Origin of the sequence: Bacillus sp. B4EP4a (genome assembly GCF_006680105.1) — a bacterium.
In the GTDB taxonomy this organism is placed as follows: Bacteria; Bacillota; Bacilli; order Bacillales; family DSM-1321; genus Peribacillus; species Peribacillus simplex_E.
The window spans coordinates 16,901-32,256 of record NZ_VHIK01000039.1 but is presented as its reverse complement, the minus strand read 5'-3'; the positions used below and the strand labels follow the sequence as shown (position 1 = coordinate 32,256).

The following is a 15,356-nucleotide window of genomic DNA, read 5'->3' as shown; positions in this document are numbered from 1 at the left end:
AATAGTAAGATGAAATGCACTTTTCAGAGAGGAAACCAAATTGGTGCGAGGTTTCCAGGCAGCAGCATCCGAAGTCGTCCGCGAGCAGTCTTCGTGAACCTCTTAGTAGCGAAGGCCGGTGAAGAGCCGTTATCCGATTTGAGAGCCGAAAGAGATTTTTTTCTTTTTCGGAAAAAAGGTGGCACCGCGAACAACTTCCTTCGTCCTTTTGTGATGATGGAAGTTTTTTTTATGCCCAAAAAGGAGGAAATGTTATGGAAGAGAACCAAATTTCTATGCCGACTAAATATGATCAGCAGACGATAGAGAAAGGCCGCTACAAATGGTGGCTTGATGGAAAGTTTTTCGAAACGACGGGTGACGATAAAAAAGAACCATATACGATTGTCATCCCGCCGCCTAACGTGACAGGTAAGCTTCATCTTGGCCACGCTTGGGATACGACGCTTCAAGATATATTGACACGCATGAAGAGGATGCAAGGCTATGACGTTTTATGGTTACCGGGCATGGACCATGCCGGTATCGCCACTCAAGCGAAAGTAGAACAGAAACTTCGTGCTGAAGGCGTGAGCCGTTATGACCTTGGTCGAGAAAAATTCGTCGAAGAGACATGGAAATGGAAAGAGGAATATGCGAGCCATATCCGTGAACAATGGTCAAAGCTCGGTCTTGGACTTGATTATACACGTGAACGCTTCACTCTTGATGAAGGGCTTTCAAAAGCTGTGCGCGAAGTGTTCGTTTCGCTTTATAACAAGGGCTTGATTTATCGCGGCGAATACATCATCAACTGGGATCCATCAACGAAAACGGCGTTATCCGATATCGAGGTTATTTACAAAGATGTGCAGGGCGCATTTTACCATATGAAATATCCTTTGGTTGACGGATCAGGTGAAATTGAAATTGCCACCACCCGTCCAGAAACGATGCTTGGCGATACTGCTGTTGCTGTTCACCCTGAAGATGACCGTTATAAACACTTGATCGGCAAAATGGTCCGCTTGCCAATTACAGGCCGGGAAATCCCGATTGTCGGTGATGATTATGTCGATATGGAATTCGGTTCAGGCGCGGTCAAAATTACTCCGGCCCATGATCCGAATGACTTCGAAATCGGGAACCGTCACGATTTGGAACGCATCCTTGTCATGCATGAAGATGGCTCGATGAATGAAAAGGCTGGTAAATATGAAGGCATGGACCGTTTTGAATGCCGGAAACAAATCGTCAAGGACCTCCAGGAAGAAGGAGTACTTTTCAAAATCGAAGATCACCTTCACTCAGTCGGCCATTCAGAGAGAAGCGGTGCTGTTGTTGAACCATATCTTTCGACTCAATGGTTCGTTAAAATGCAGCCGTTGGCTGATGCATCCGTTGAGCTTCAAAAAGGAACCGATGAGGAAAAAGTTCATTTCGTACCGGACCGTTTCGAAAAAACGTACCTGCGTTGGATGGAAAATATCCGTGACTGGTGCATTTCCCGTCAGCTTTGGTGGGGTCACCGCATTCCAGCCTGGTACCATAAAGAAACAGGTGAAGTGTATGTAGGTCACGAAGAGCCTGCGGACGCTGAAAACTGGGAACAAGATACAGATGTTCTTGATACATGGTTCAGCTCGGCATTATGGCCGTTCTCGACTATGGGCTGGCCTGACAAGGACAGTGTCGATTTCCAACGCTACTATCCAACCGGGGCACTTGTGACAGGCTATGATATCATTTTCTTCTGGGTATCGCGGATGATTTTCCAAGCTCTTGAGTTCACAGGTGAACGTCCATTTGAAGATGTGCTGATCCACGGTCTGGTTCGTGACGAACAGGGGCGCAAGATGAGTAAATCGCTTGGCAATGGTGTCGATCCGATGGATGTAATCGATCAATACGGTGCCGATTCGCTGCGTTACTTCTTATCCACGGGCAGCTCGCCAGGCCAGGACCTTCGTTATAGCACGGAAAAAGTGGAAGCGGTTTGGAACTTCTCCAATAAGATTTGGAACGCATCCCGTTTTGCTTTGATGAACATGAACGGCATGACTTATGACGAAATCGATTTAAGCGGTGAGAAGTCTGTAGCTGATAAATGGATCTTGACGCGTTTGAATGAAACGATTTCAAACGTAACCAGACTTGCGGACCGTTATGAGTTTGGTGAAGTGGGCCGTGTGCTTTACAACTTCATTTGGGATGATTTCTGTGACTGGTATATTGAAATGGCGAAGCTTCCGCTATATGGCGAAGACGAAGCAGCTAAGAAAACGACGCGCTCGATCTTGGCTTATGTACTGGATAACACGATGAGACTGTTACACCCGTTCATGCCATTCATTACCGAAGAAATCTGGCAGAACCTACCGCATCAAGGTGAGTCCATCACTGTTGCCGCTTGGCCGGAAGTGAATGAAGGGTTGACGGATACAGCTGCAGCCGAGGAAATGAAGCTGCTGGTTGAAATCATCCGCTCCGTCCGTAATATCCGTGCTGAGGTGAACACACCGCTAAGCAAAAAAATCAATTTGATCTTAAAAGCGAAAGATGAGTCCATCTTAGGGACATTACAGAAAAACAGCAGCTATATCGAGCGTTTCTGTAATCCTGAACAATTGACGATCGGAATCGAAGTCGAAGAACCTGCTCAAGCCATGACAGCTGTCGTAACTGGCGTAGAGCTAATCCTTCCGCTTACAGGACTGATCAATATTGACGAAGAAGTGAAACGTCTTGAAAAAGAACTCGACAAACTTAATAAAGAAGTTGAGCGCGTACAGAAAAAATTGGGCAACGAGGGCTTCGTTAAAAAGGCGCCGGCAAGCGTCATCGAAGAAGAACGTGCCAAGGAAAAAGACTATAGCGAAAAACGCGACTCTGTAATCCACAGGATCAGCGAACTGAAACAACTATAAAACAAAAGGATGAACCAGCTTGAAGCTGGTTCATCCTTTTTGTGTTTAAACGCTATTTAAGAAAAATATTCCGTTAGGATGATATTCTTTCTTTTATGAATGTAAGGTACTCCCGTACGATATTCATATCACTTAGTGCACTTAATGTCCGGCTGCCGACGACATCCTCGATTTCGTTGAGCATGAGGCTGCCATCTTCCGCAAATATGAAATCGATACCGACCAGGCCAAAATCAAATGACCTCATTACTCTTTCAACAAGGGCTAATTCAGAAGCAGTCAGCTCATATAGAGAAGCCGATCCGCCCAGCGTATAATTTGCCTTGAAACTGGAAGCGGATTCCCTAAGTACAGCAGCCTTCACTTTTTTCCCAACCACGAAGACGCGGATATCCCTACCGAATAAGCCAGGTTTTTGGACTATCCAATTTCCATCATTCAGTTCGGCAAGATCATCGGCATGCTCGATTAAATATACTTGCTTCCCGCCGCGGCCACGTGCTTCCTTAGCAATGAAAGGGAACTCCATGTCATCGGCACTCGGCCTCCCGTTACAATATACGGTATCGGCCATTGGAATCCCGAGCGAGGACATATATTGATGCGTCTTTGCTTTGTCATTCGCGATTTCCGATACGAAGGAGGAGTTAAAGCAAGCAATCCCCAGTTGCTCAAGTTGCTTTGTAAAAAAAGGGTCGATGGTCCGGACGATAGCAAAGTCCGGCAATGAAATTGGCTGTGTCCCATGTTCCACGTACAACTCGTTGAAACGATGACCGATCCTAAGGTCTTCCCGAAAGTGAAAGTGTAAATCAAGATCAAGCTTACTTGCTTCGTCAAGCATCCATTCTATGTATCCCTTATTTTTCAAGGCATCCTCACGGTTATAAATCAACCAGCCTGCTTGTTTTTTCATCAGATGCACTTCCTTTTCCTAATTCTTTCAAGATATAATCGAACATGCTATCAGCGATGTTGATGCCTGTACAATCATAAATATTCAGTAAATGCGAATTCGAATTCACTTCGCACAAAAGCGGACCTTCTTCACCGAATAACAAATCGACGCCAGCGAAGTCTGCACCCAGTATTTGTGCACATCGGATGGCAAGTTGTGCTTCTTCACTGGTGGGTATATATGGTGCAGCCTGCCCCCCGGCAGTCATATTAGCTCGGAAGTCTTGCTCGGAATGGCGTTGCATCGCTGCTATGACTTGATTACCCACGACATTCACACGAATATCCCGACCTTTGCTGTGTTTGATGAATTCCTGGAGGATAAATGGTTTGTGGCCAAGATTATGGATCGTCTTTAGTAACTCATCCTCTGTTTGGATTAAATATACTTGTTCCCCAAATGAACCGTATGCTTCCTTAACGATAAGGGGATACCCAAGTTCATTGCCGATTTGTATGAAAGCATCCATATTGACTCTTTCAATCCCTTCGTACGTAAAAGGGGGAAATATGGTTTTCGGCATCGGTATACCATGCCCGGTCAATGCTTGATGTGTTTTTGCTTTGCTGTCGCAAATATCGATCGCTGTACTGCTGTTATATACGGGGATGCCGAGCAATTCCAAATGGCGCGCCAAATGAATGTCTTTATCCATGAACAGGACAAAATCAGGCAGCTTATCAAAGGCACCTTTAAGCAGTGGCACTCCTTTTTCGATAATGGGAATGAGATCTGAATTGCGGATAAGGGTTGCCATGATATCTTTCCTTTCAGCCGCCTCTTTAATGAACAAAGCCAAACTGGAAAACTTATCATGCTGTAAATAGCCGTTAACGACAATCCAACAGTGGAAATCTGAAGGTTTCATAGTAAAACACTACCTTTCATCTAGGTTAATCGTTCATATATTGATAAAATAATCTTAACGCATAAGAGCGGTATAAAGAAAGAGGAGGCTCAACGATTATGGTCACAACCATGAAAGAAATCAATCATTTTTTTGAACGGCGCCAAGTTCAATTGGGCATGAATTTTGGCCTATCACGGATGGAAGCATTGTTAACTGAATTAGGTGACCCGCACAAGGCGCTAAAGTATATTCACATTGCAGGATCAAACGGGAAAGGATCAACACTGCAATATATTAAAGCAATCCTGCTTGCCCAAGGCATTCGGGTCGCTTCCTTCACTTCTCCTTATTTAATACGGATGAATGAGCAGCTGAAGATAAATGAGGATGAAATCAGTGATAAGGATTTTATCGCTGTCTTCCAGGAGCTTTGGCCGATCATCCAAGAGATGGATAGTAAGGGGAATGGTCCCACTCAGTTCGAAATTTTGACTGCGATGGCATTCTCTTATTTTAGCCAAAAGGAAGTGGATTTGGTTTTGATGGAAACCGGTTTGGGAGGAAGGCTCGATACAACGAATGTCATCCAGCCGTTTCTTTCGATCATTACCTCGATTTCTTTGGAACATACGAACATCCTGGGAAACACACTTGGGGAAATTGCTTTTGAGAAGGCGGGCATCATTAAAAGCGGGGCGCCGATCATTAGCGGAGTCACAGCCGGGGAACCAGCAAAAGTAATTGAAGAAAAAGCGTCGTCATTAGGCGTACCTTATTACCAATTAGGCAAAGACTTTCATGTAGGCAAAATAAAGCAAAGTGAACGTGGGCAAAGTTTCTCCTTTTCTCTTGCAGACAGGTCCATCGAAAATGTGGAAATGCGGATGTTAGGCCGTCATCAAATGGAGAATGCGGCACTGGCCATTGCTGCTGTCACATTAGGAATGGAAAATATCGATGAAAAAAGCATACTTAAAGGAATAGGGGAAGCGAAATGGGATGGCCGCTTTGAAAAAATATCGGATGAGCCGTTGGTGATCATTGATGGTGCACATAATCCTGCCGGCATCGACGTACTGAAGGAAACGCTAAAAGTGCATTACCCCGACTATAAGTACCGATTCGTATTCAGTTCATTTAAAGATAAAAATTATTCCGAGATGCTTCATGGACTGGAAACGGAAGCGATGGAAATCATTATTACCGAATTCGACCATGAACGGGCGGCGGATGCGAAAACGCTTTATGAAAAGTGCAGTCATCCAAATAAAAGGATAAACAGGGATTGGCAGGCGGCAATAACGGAATGCAGAAGGAAAACAGGGGAAAAAGAGATTCTTGTCATCACAGGGTCCCTTCATTTCCTTTCACTTGTGAGGGAGTTCCTGATCAGAGAAGATGCCTAAAGGGATGTGTCTTTACCGGCGGACTAATTAATTTTCCCGAATGCATATTTAGAAAGCATCCTCTTCACCTCAAGTTTTATTAATTCTATTTTTAAAACAATAAAGACTTTAGGCAAAAGGATTCTATCTATAAGTTAAAACAAAGTTGATTGGAGCGGGTGTTCGAGACTCCTGCTTAGAACAGCGAGTCCAGGGGAGACCCCGCAGGCGCAAAGGCGCCGAGGAGGCTCACGGACCGCCCGCGGAAAGCGAGTGCCTCACGTTCCAATCAACGTTCAAATTGCACAAACGCCTAAAGAAACTGTAGACAAACTCGGTTTTCATCGAGTTTGTCTACAGTCTGGGAAAGGGATCTTTTCAAAAAACTCTAATAGAGTGATTGTTAACAAATCACCAAGTATATTTGTTAAAATATGTTTATATATTGATTCTATTTGACTGGTGAATAGTAGGATCTACTTAATAAAATAACGGAAGGAATGATAATCATGAAGAACCTAAGTGATTATTACATAGCGGAAGGGACTTTTATATTAGGGTTTCAAAGAAAGGCAATCGAATCCTCATGCACTATGTATAAATGATGGTTATCCATATCTATCTCTTCGTTTTGGGCTTAATTTTAGGCTCATTCTTCAACGTTGTCGGTTTAAGTGTTCCAGCTAGTCATTCATTTGCTAATCGTCGCTCCGCCTGCCCTTCTTGCGGGCGTACATTGACATTCTTCGAGTTGATACCGGTTATTTCTTATATGTTGCAAGAAGGGAAATGCCGTGGCTGTAAAACAAGGATTTCACCCCTTTATCCGGCAGTGGAAATGCTGACCGGTGTTTTGTTTACCTCTGCTCCCATATTCCTTGGCTGGTCGAACGAACTCTTGATTGGCTGGACATTGATTTCATTATTTATGATCATCTTCGTGACTGATGTCGCCTATATGCTCATTCCTGATAAAATACTGCTTTTCTTTACGGTGATTTTTATCGTTCTAAGAGTCCCATTTCCGCTGTCGCCCTGGTGGGATTCAATTGTCGGGGCAGCGGTTGGCTTTAGCCTGCTGTTATTGATTGCAGTCGTGAGTAAGGGTGGCATGGGTGGTGGTGATATCAAGCTATTTGCAGTGATTGGCTTTGTACTGGGAATGAAGATGGTGTTATTATCGTTTCTTTTTGCGTGCTTTTATGGGGCGTTCCTTGGCATCATCGGGTTGCTGACCGGAATCCTAAAAAAGAAAACACTTATTCCTTTCGGACCTTATATCGTTTTTGGGACATTGACTGCTTATTTTTGGGGCGATGCCCTTTTACATTGGTATGTAACTTTTTTAAGATGAGCTTAAAGGGCCATCCTCATGCAAGAGGAATTTGTCAAAAATCACCTGAACAATAGCGGAGTTGGGAACTATCCCCAAATGGCTGCAAGTGAAGATGACATGAAAGAGGAATGTATGTAATTGGTGAGAGGCGATATTGAATGGTTCATGAACCAGAAGTACCAGTACCTGGAAACCTTGTTTAGTTACCCATATATGGATAGGGAAATTTGACGAAACCTATTAATGACAAGACGACAAAAGTCTTGTTATTTTTTTTTACCTCTATGTTAGGATGAACAAAATGATCTGGAGGGGAGGAAAAAAATTGGGCAAGCCGGAACAAAGCAAGGGTGTAACGATTAAAATAAATGGGGAAGAAAAAGTATTTCCAGATAAAAAGATTGAAAGTCAAGAGGCGGCGAGTAAGGAGCAGGGGCAGGAACACACTGATGAGAGTTTCGAATGGATACTCCCTGAGGATTCAAACGAAAACAAAATCGTATTGGTTCCCTCACCGCCGAAGAAGAAAATGCCGAAGTTCATCGGTTTTGGCACCAGTTCGCTGAAAAGCTCGGATAACAGACCGATCAAGACATTCATGATCGCTGTCATTTGTGCCGTCTTTTTTGGGTCGATTCTTGGCTTGATCGCCGTTAAAACGATTACAAAGGAAAAAGCAGAAGTATCTTCGGTCGAGACCCCGATTCCAACGGAAGCCACTGTTGAGGATAAAAAAGCGGCAGTGACTGAACCAGGAAACCAGCTGAAGACATTCCTTGTACAGGGAGGAGTATTCAGCAGCGAGGATGCAGCAAGGCAAATACAAAAGAAAATCATTGAAAAGCAGGTTCCTGCTGAAATTTTCAAATTGGAAGACAGCTATTATCTATTCTTGGGAACGGCAGAGAGTCTAGCTGCAAGTAAGGAGCTGGCCTTGTTCTTAAAGTCCTATGATGTGGACGTATATTGGAAGGAAATTGATTTTGAAGCGGCCGGGACAAGCCAGGAAGATGAGAAAACCCTCGATAAGATGAAGGCGATATACGCTTCGTTGGCAGAAACATCCGCAACAAAGCTTCGTGGAAAGGGAGGGATGGTAAACGAAGAAACCCTGAAAAAAAACATGGATGAACTGAAGACGGTGAAATTATCGCCGGAGTTTTCGAAAATGAACGATGACCTGACTGCTGCCGCAAAGTCGATTGACGAATATGGGACTTCCAAAAATGAAGAAAAGCTATTCCAGGCTCAAGAAAGTCTGCTTGATTTTTTATTGAATTTCCAAAACATATCGAGTTAAGTAAAGAAAAAAAGGGGAGCTGCCTAATGGGACAAGCTCCCCAATATGAAACCATCTGTGACACCTTTTTTATTTTCCGGGAAATACTTACAGGCATTTGTCGATTCCTAGTAAACAATAATTGTGGATTGCAACATAATTTGGTAGGATAGATATTGTATCTCCCTATGTAAAGAAAGGTGACTTTTATATTATGCATCCATTGATTTTAGCTTCTTCATCACCACGTCGTAAAGAACTTCTACAATTTCTTCAAATCCCCTTTGAAAGCATGAATTCCAATGTCGATGAAAGTATTGATGAAAACATGTGTCCTGATGCAGCGGTGAAAGAACTGGCCTCCCGTAAAGCGGAAGCCATCGCAGCAAAATTTCAGGAAAGCTGGGTGATCGGCTCGGATACCGTTGTTGTCCTTGATGGTGAGATATTGGGTAAGCCGACAAGCCGGGCGGATGGAAAAAGAATGCTGGAAATGTTATCAGGACGGACACATGAAGTATACACAGGTGTCGCCATCCTATTCGGCAAGCATCGCAGAGTATTCGCAGAAAAAACGGAAGTGACATTTTGGGAGCTGCCAGAAGCTGAAATCGAACGTTATCTGGATAGCGGTGAACCCTTTGACAAAGCTGGCGGCTATGGGATTCAAGGATACGGATCTCTTCTTGTCGAACAAATCAAAGGGGACTATTTCTCAGTCGTTGGGCTTCCGGTCTCAAGACTGGCCCGGGAACTTAAAGCGATGCAGGAAGAGTTAGGATAAGATAATTTGATTTCGTCTGGCATCTTCCCTTTTCTAAGGAAGGGTTGATTTTTTGAGCGAAAAAATGTTAATACGGGATTACCCGAAAGAAGAGAGGCCGCGCGAAAGGTTTCTGCAGGACGGGCCGCAAAGTCTCTCCAATCAGGAATTGCTTGCTTTGCTACTCAGGACGGGGTCAAGGGAGGAATCAGTCCTGCAACTATCCGGCAGGCTCATCAATTCCTTCAAGGGCCTGCGCTTGCTAAAAGAAGCCTCTGTGGAAGAACTGACCGTGATCAAAGGGATTGGTGAAGCAAAAGCGATTCAAATCCTGGCCTCTGTCGAACTTGGCAGGAGAATTAACAATTTGAATGATCAAGACCGTTATGTGATTCGATCTCCTGAAGATGGAGCCAATTATTGCATGGAAGAAATGCGGTTTTTATCACAGGAACATTTCGTCTGTCTCTATTTAAATACGAAAAATCAAGTGCTTCAAAAAACTACGGTATTCATCGGCAGCCTCAATGCCTCGATCGTGCATCCGCGCGAGGTTTTTAAAGAGGCTTTCAAAAGGTCCGCTGCCTCTATCATCTGTCTTCATAACCACCCCTCCGGAGACCCCTCTCCCAGCAGAGAAGATATTGAAGTGACGAAAAGGTTAGTCGAATGTGGTAAAATAATCGGGATTGAAATATTGGACCACATCATTATCGGGGAACATAAATATGTTAGTTTGAAGGAAAAAGGTTATTTATGACACTATCAAAATTTTTGACGATACGATATAATATTGTTTATGATTTTTAAAAGAGGAAACTTTTTCAAAGGGTCTTATTGTCAAAAAACGACAAATTATTATTTGAACTTATAAAAAGGCATTTTTGTTTACGAAAGGGAGATACCATAATGTTTGGAATTGGCGCTAGAGATATAGGGATTGATTTAGGAACGGCGAATACGCTTGTTTATGTAAAAGGAAAAGGTATCGCTGTACGTGAACCATCGGTTGTAGCTGTGCAAACAGATACAAAGCAAATCGTTGCAGTCGGAAACGATGCGAAAAACATGATCGGCCGTACACCTGGTAACGTGGTAGCCCTTCGCCCGATGAAGGATGGAGTAATTGCTGATTATGAAACGACGGCTACCATGATGAAGTACTATATGAAGGAAGCTCAAAAGAAGGGCGTATTCGGCAACAAGCCATATGTCATGATTTGTGTGCCTTCTGGAATTACGGCAGTTGAGCAGCGTGCAGTCATCGATGCAGCTAGACAAGCAGGAGCCCGTGACGCATATCCTATCGAAGAACCGTTTGCAGCAGCAATCGGTGCAGACCTTCCGGTTTGGGAGCCTACAGGAAGCATGGTCGTTGATATCGGCGGAGGAACGACGGAAGTGGCAATCATTTCCCTTGGCGGAATCGTTACAAGCCAATCGATCCGTATTGCCGGTGACGAAATGGATGATGCCATTATCGTTTACATCCGTAAGAACTACAATTTGATGATCGGTGAGCGGACTGCTGAAGCGATCAAAATGGAAATTGGTTCTGCTGGAGACACGGAAGGCGTAGAAAACATGGAAATTCGCGGACGTGACCTATTGACTGGATTACCGAAAACGATCGAAATCACAGCTGAGGAAATATCCAAAGCATTAAGCGACACAGTTTCTGCAATTGTGGATTCCGTGAAAAACACTTTAGAGAAAACACCACCTGAATTAGCCGCTGACATCATGGACAGAGGCATTGTATTGACAGGCGGGGGTGCTTTGCTGCGCAATCTGGATAAAGTCATCAGTGAAGAAACGCAAATGCCGGTGATCATCGCTGAAAATCCGCTGGATTGTGTTGCAATCGGAACGGGAAAAGCGCTTGACCACATTCATTTATTCAAGACTAAATCAAGAGATTCGCGATAAGCATTACTTCTCAAATAGGGCCGGCTCAACAAAAGGTGCAATTTTGAGCCGGTTTTTCTTATGTTTTGCAGTTTAATTTAAATCAAAGTGTAATTTTAAGACAATAGAGTAAATTTTAGATAGAGGTGTAATCACCATGCCACAGTTTTTTAATAAAAAACTCCTTCTCTTGCTCGTTAGTATTATCGTTCTCGTGGCATTGATCGGTTTTTCATTAAGGGAGAGAGAAGAGTTGACTTGGCCGGAGCAATTCCTGAAAGATACGACAGGCTGGGTAGGAAATGTGTTTAATAAGCCAGTATCGGGTATAACAGGTTTTGTAGGGGGCTTAAAAGACCTTCAACATACATACGATGAAAACAAAAAATTGAAAGCCCGCTTGGATGAATACGTATTATTGAAAACCCAAGTCCAAGATTTAAAGGAAGAAAATGAAGAACTTCGCGATAACCTCAAAAAAGAAGATGACCTGCGGAAGTATTCGCCCACTCAGGCGACGGTCATTGGACGTAATCCTGACCGCTGGCATGAAATGCTGACGATCAATAAAGGGAAGCGTAATGGGGTAGAAAAAAATATGGCAGTCATCACGTCCAATGGGTTAGTCGGTAAGGTGAAATCAGCGACGGATTTCACGGCCTCGGTTCAACTTTTAAGTTCGATCGATAAAGCCAACCGTGTCTCAGCCATCGTTCAAGGTGATGATAAAGCATATGGCTTGATTGAAGGATTCGATGATAAAAAGAACCTTTTGCTGATGAAACGGATTCCATATGATAAAAAGATCAAGAAAAATTCATTGGTCATCACATCCGGTTATGGAGGGATCTTTCCGAAAGGTCTGCTGATCGGGAAAGTTGTCGATGTCAAAGTGGATCAATATGGATTGAACCAGACCGCATATATTGAACCTTCGACGGATTTTTATGATATTAATAATGTTATGGTCGTTCAGCGCGAAGTGGACGGTGTACCGAAAGAAAGTGAAGGGGAGGATGAAGCTGAGTGAGATATTTCATCCTTTCTTTTATAGCCTTGGTTTTTTTTGTATTTGAAAGCATCTTCGCCCAGATGTTCGCTGGAGATGCATTCGGGTCCGATAAAATCCTCGTGCCCCATTTCATGATGATTTTCGTTTTTTTCCTGACCATGTACGGGTCCAGGAAAATGGGTATGCTTTATGGGGCGATTCTTGGATTGACTTATGATGTTGTATATACGGAAATCCTTGGGACTTACATGTTCCTGCTGCCTTTTCTTGCCTATCTGATATCGAAAAGCATGAAAATCCTGCAAAATAATATTTTGATTGCCTGCCTTACTGCGCTTTTATTCACGGCAGTTTTAGAGGTCGTCATTTTTCAGATGAATATCATCCTATCTTTTGCAGATATGGGATTTGGTGAATTTGCGGAACGGAGATTGATTCCGACATTATTATTGAATCTAGCGTTCATTATCATCAGCTGCTATCCTTTAAAGAGAATGATTGAAAAGCTTGATTTGCAAAGAGAAACGGAATAACGTTCCTGTGTCTTAAGAAGCAGGTGGGAAATGTATTTTCTCTTTTCCGTGTACGTAGAAAAAGGAAATTTGTTTTCCTATGTCGAATTATATTTCATTGAGGTGAAACAAACGTCATGAATAAAAGAATTCAGCAAAATGTCATGATTAAGGGAACAAAAGACGGGTTTATGCTTCATCTCGATGATTCTTGCTCATTTTCCGAATTATTGAAAGAGTTAGAAGTGAAGCTTTCGGCAAACTATCAGTTTCAAGAAAATGACCCGTCCATTTCCGTAAAAGTACATACAGGGAACCGCTATCTTGATGAACAACAAGAAGAAAAGATTAAAGAGGTCATCCATAAAAAGAAGAAGCTTTTCGTAGATGAGATGATTTCGAATGTCCTGACGAAGGATGAAGCGAAACGATGGAAAGATGAAAACCAAGTGACGACCGTGACCAAGGTCATAAGGTCGGGACAGGTTTTTGAAGTTCCCGGAGACTTACTTTTAATTGGGGATGTCAATCCCGACGGAACGGTTCGTGCGGGTGGCAACATATATATCATGGGACAGCTAAAGGGAATAGCCCATGCCGGTTATAAAGGGAATAATGAGGCCATAATAGCAGCCTCTGTCATGAAGCCTGCCCAACTGCGCATTGCCGGACAAGTGAATTTATCTCCTGACCAATATACGAAATGGGGACATGACTTGGAATGCGCCTTCATGGATGAAGAAGAAAATATCATTATAGAAAAACTGCAAGTCTTAAAGAAATATAGACCTAATTTAAATAGATTAGAAGGGGGTCTCTAATCGTGGGAGAGGCAATAGTTATAACATCCGGTAAGGGTGGTGTCGGGAAAACGACCACCTCCGCCAATTTAGGAACATCTTTAGCTCTTCTAGGCAAGAAGGTTTGCTTGATTGATACGGATATTGGTCTTCGGAATTTGGATGTGATCATGGGATTGGAAAATCGCATCATCTATGATTTGGTCGATGTGGTCGAAGGGCGCTGTAAGATACACCAGGCGCTCATTAAGGATAAACATTTCGAGGATTTGCTTTATTTGCTTCCAGCTCCACAAAATAGTGATAAAACAGTGGTGAATGAAGAGCAGATGAGGAAACTCATAAGCGATATGAAGCCTGACTATGATTATGTCATCATTGATTGCCCTGCAGGCATTGAACAGGGCTTCAGGAATGCCATAGCTGGTGCGGATAAGGCAATCATCGTTACGACTGCAGAGAGACCGGCTGTCAGGGATGCAGACCGTATTATTGGCTTGCTTGAAAAAGAAGAGCATATTGAACCGCCTCAATTGATCATCAACCGGATTCGCGGCCATTTGCTACATGAGGATGAAGAAATGGACATCGATGGAGTTGCCGATTTTCTTAAGATTGATTTGATCGGCGTTATTCCTGATGATGACCAAGTCATTGTGGCAGCGAATAAAAAGGAACCCATTGCCTATAATCCGGACAATAGAGTTTCGCTTGCCTATCGGAACATTGCCAGAAGGATCCTTGGTGAATCTGTGCCCTTGACTCCAATTGGCAGCGAACCAAAGGGCTTCATGTCCAAATTGAAAAAATTCTTTAGCGTGCGGTAAATCTATATTCTTTTTGTCAGGAAGCGGGGAGCATTTGATGCCCTCGCTTTTTTTTTATGCTTCTTGCAAAATAAAAAAGGCAAGCCATATACTGGCCTGCCTGATCTATATGCTAAAAATGCAGCGCGGGTTATCCGCGTCTTCCGCCTCTTCCGCCGCGTTTTGACTCGGTGCTGCGTTTAAGAGTCGATAAATTTTCTTCACTAGTCTTTAAAAAGCGAACCATTTTATCTTCGAAATTTTCCTTTGGTTGGAAATTACCTTTTGAACGAAAATCTTTAGAACGGCTATCCCCTTGGCGTGGTGGGCGTTTGGTATAAGAAGAGGTTTGCCCTTCGGGTCTATCTATAGCCTTTTTGATGGACAAGGCAGTTTTTCCGTCTTTCTCACTAATCACTTTTACTTCAATTTGGTCGCCTACTTTAAGATGGTCATTTACGTCTTTTACATAGCTATCTGCTACCTCACTGATATGCACAAGACCTGTTGAGCCTCCTGGTAATTCTACGAATGCTCCAAAATTAGTGATACCTGTTACTTTACCTTGTACTTTGCTGCCTATTTCGATTGACATAAAAAAATGTTCCCCCTCGATAATGTTAAAACCACTTTATTATAACAAATTTCGGGGAACAATATCAATCTCAATTATTCGATTTTCTGAATCAATAACCGAATCTCCTTGGAAATTCATAAGTTTCCGGATGATTTTTCATTGGAAAAAAATTTTTCAGGGATGTGCAGAAAGAAAATCTTTTCTCCGTCATAGTCTGGACAAGTTGCTCATACGTTGTAATATAGCGCTTTGACATGAGCAGGG

General features: G+C 43.1%; 14 protein-coding genes and 1 other annotated feature (1 of these 15 cut by a window edge). Of the genes, 11 read left to right on the top strand and 3 right to left on the bottom strand.

All coding sequences use genetic code 11. The features are described 5' to 3' along the window. Positions 1-211, top strand: a binding site (T-box leader) (it extends 18 nt beyond the left edge of the window). Positions 212-254: 43 nt separating this feature from the next. After that, the gene (locus tag FNK51_RS19305; RefSeq protein WP_141994352.1) at positions 255-2,906 is read left to right on the top strand and encodes a valine--tRNA ligase; all 2,652 of its coding nucleotides are present in this window, start codon (positions 255-257) and stop codon (positions 2,904-2,906) included. A gap of 73 nt (positions 2,907-2,979) precedes the next feature. On the opposite strand, the gene FNK51_RS19300 is transcribed toward FNK51_RS19305, so the two are convergent. Both FNK51_RS19300 and FNK51_RS19295 read right to left on the bottom strand, forming a co-directional pair. Continuing rightward, positions 2,980-3,822, bottom strand: coding sequence for an ATP-grasp domain-containing protein (locus FNK51_RS19300; RefSeq protein WP_141994351.1), 843 nt, complete (start codon positions 3,820-3,822; stop codon positions 2,980-2,982). Beyond that, entirely contained in the window at positions 3,791-4,732 is a 942-nt protein-coding gene (locus FNK51_RS19295) for an ATP-grasp domain-containing protein (RefSeq protein ID WP_141994350.1), read from the bottom strand. The genes FNK51_RS19300 and FNK51_RS19295 overlap by 32 nt, the downstream gene beginning before the upstream one ends. A gap of 98 nt (positions 4,733-4,830) precedes the next feature. On the opposite strand from FNK51_RS19295, the gene FNK51_RS19290 reads away from it, so the two are divergent. From FNK51_RS19290 to minD, 10 genes are all read left to right on the top strand, one after another. Next, positions 4,831-6,120 (top strand): bifunctional folylpolyglutamate synthase/dihydrofolate synthase, encoded by a 1,290-nt coding sequence (locus FNK51_RS19290; protein ID WP_141994349.1) that lies wholly within the window; start codon positions 4,831-4,833, stop codon positions 6,118-6,120. A 580-nt stretch (positions 6,121-6,700) separates the two neighbouring features. Beyond that, the gene (locus FNK51_RS19285; RefSeq protein WP_141994348.1) at positions 6,701-7,453 is read left to right on the top strand and encodes a prepilin peptidase; all 753 of its coding nucleotides are present in this window, start codon (positions 6,701-6,703) and stop codon (positions 7,451-7,453) included. A 307-nt stretch (positions 7,454-7,760) separates the two neighbouring features. Next, positions 7,761-8,735, top strand: a complete 975-nt coding sequence (locus tag FNK51_RS19280; RefSeq protein ID WP_141994347.1) for a hypothetical protein — start codon at positions 7,761-7,763, stop codon at positions 8,733-8,735. Positions 8,736-8,928: 193 nt separating this feature from the next. Then, positions 8,929-9,498: a Maf family protein gene (locus tag FNK51_RS19275; RefSeq protein ID WP_098370071.1), complete on the top strand. Its 570-nt coding sequence runs from the start codon at positions 8,929-8,931 to the stop codon at positions 9,496-9,498. Positions 9,499-9,562: 64 nt separating this feature from the next. Beyond that, entirely contained in the window at positions 9,563-10,237 is a 675-nt protein-coding gene (gene radC / locus FNK51_RS19270) for a RadC family protein (RefSeq protein WP_098370111.1), read from the top strand. Between the two features lie 149 nt (positions 10,238-10,386). Beyond that, positions 10,387-11,406 carry a rod shape-determining protein gene (locus tag FNK51_RS19265; protein WP_034308871.1) on the top strand — a complete coding sequence of 340 codons (1,020 nt, stop codon included), beginning with the start codon at positions 10,387-10,389 and terminating at the stop codon, positions 11,404-11,406. Positions 11,407-11,542: 136 nt separating this feature from the next. Continuing rightward, the gene (gene mreC, locus FNK51_RS19260; RefSeq protein WP_034308869.1) at positions 11,543-12,415 is read left to right on the top strand and encodes a rod shape-determining protein MreC; all 873 of its coding nucleotides are present in this window, start codon (positions 11,543-11,545) and stop codon (positions 12,413-12,415) included. Next, positions 12,412-12,930, top strand: a complete 519-nt coding sequence (gene mreD / locus FNK51_RS19255; RefSeq protein ID WP_098370073.1) for a rod shape-determining protein MreD — start codon at positions 12,412-12,414, stop codon at positions 12,928-12,930. Before mreC ends, mreD begins: the two co-directional genes overlap by 4 nt. Positions 12,931-13,046: 116 nt before the next feature. Further along, positions 13,047-13,730 carry a septum site-determining protein MinC gene (minC, locus tag FNK51_RS19250; RefSeq protein ID WP_063232834.1) on the top strand — a complete coding sequence of 228 codons (684 nt, stop codon included), beginning with the start codon at positions 13,047-13,049 and terminating at the stop codon, positions 13,728-13,730. A 2-nt stretch (positions 13,731-13,732) separates the two neighbouring features. Next, the gene (gene minD / locus FNK51_RS19245; RefSeq protein WP_034308862.1) at positions 13,733-14,536 is read left to right on the top strand and encodes a septum site-determining protein MinD; all 804 of its coding nucleotides are present in this window, start codon (positions 13,733-13,735) and stop codon (positions 14,534-14,536) included. 130 nt (positions 14,537-14,666) lie between these two features. On the opposite strand, the gene FNK51_RS19240 is transcribed toward minD, so the two are convergent. Further along, on the bottom strand, positions 14,667-15,110 hold the full coding sequence (locus tag FNK51_RS19240; protein ID WP_034308861.1) for a S1 domain-containing RNA-binding protein: 444 nt from the start codon (positions 15,108-15,110) through the stop codon (positions 14,667-14,669). Positions 15,111-15,356 lie beyond the last annotated feature (246 nt).

Excerpts from the sequence above, each read along its gene's own strand:
- FNK51_RS19240 (WP_034308861.1), bottom strand. The coding sequence starts at position 15,110 with ATGTCAATCGAAATAGGCAGCAAAGTACAAGGTAAAGTAACAGGTATC.
- FNK51_RS19290 (WP_141994349.1), top strand. The coding sequence starts at position 4,831 with ATGGTCACAACCATGAAAGAAATCAATCATTTTTTTGAACGGCGCCAA.
- FNK51_RS19275 (WP_098370071.1), top strand. The coding sequence starts at position 8,929 with ATGCATCCATTGATTTTAGCTTCTTCATCACCACGTCGTAAAGAACTT.
- FNK51_RS19300 (WP_141994351.1), bottom strand. The coding sequence starts at position 3,822 with ATGAAAAAACAAGCAGGCTGGTTGATTTATAACCGTGAGGATGCCTTG.
- radC (WP_098370111.1), top strand. The coding sequence starts at position 9,563 with ATGTTAATACGGGATTACCCGAAAGAAGAGAGGCCGCGCGAAAGGTTT.
- FNK51_RS19295 (WP_141994350.1), bottom strand. The coding sequence starts at position 4,732 with ATGAAACCTTCAGATTTCCACTGTTGGATTGTCGTTAACGGCTATTTA.
- mreC (WP_034308869.1), top strand. The coding sequence starts at position 11,543 with ATGCCACAGTTTTTTAATAAAAAACTCCTTCTCTTGCTCGTTAGTATT.
- FNK51_RS19265 (WP_034308871.1), top strand. The coding sequence starts at position 10,387 with ATGTTTGGAATTGGCGCTAGAGATATAGGGATTGATTTAGGAACGGCG.
- FNK51_RS19285 (WP_141994348.1), top strand. The coding sequence starts at position 6,701 with ATGATGGTTATCCATATCTATCTCTTCGTTTTGGGCTTAATTTTAGGC.
- minC (WP_063232834.1), top strand. The coding sequence starts at position 13,047 with ATGAATAAAAGAATTCAGCAAAATGTCATGATTAAGGGAACAAAAGAC.
- FNK51_RS19305 (WP_141994352.1), top strand. The coding sequence starts at position 255 with ATGGAAGAGAACCAAATTTCTATGCCGACTAAATATGATCAGCAGACG.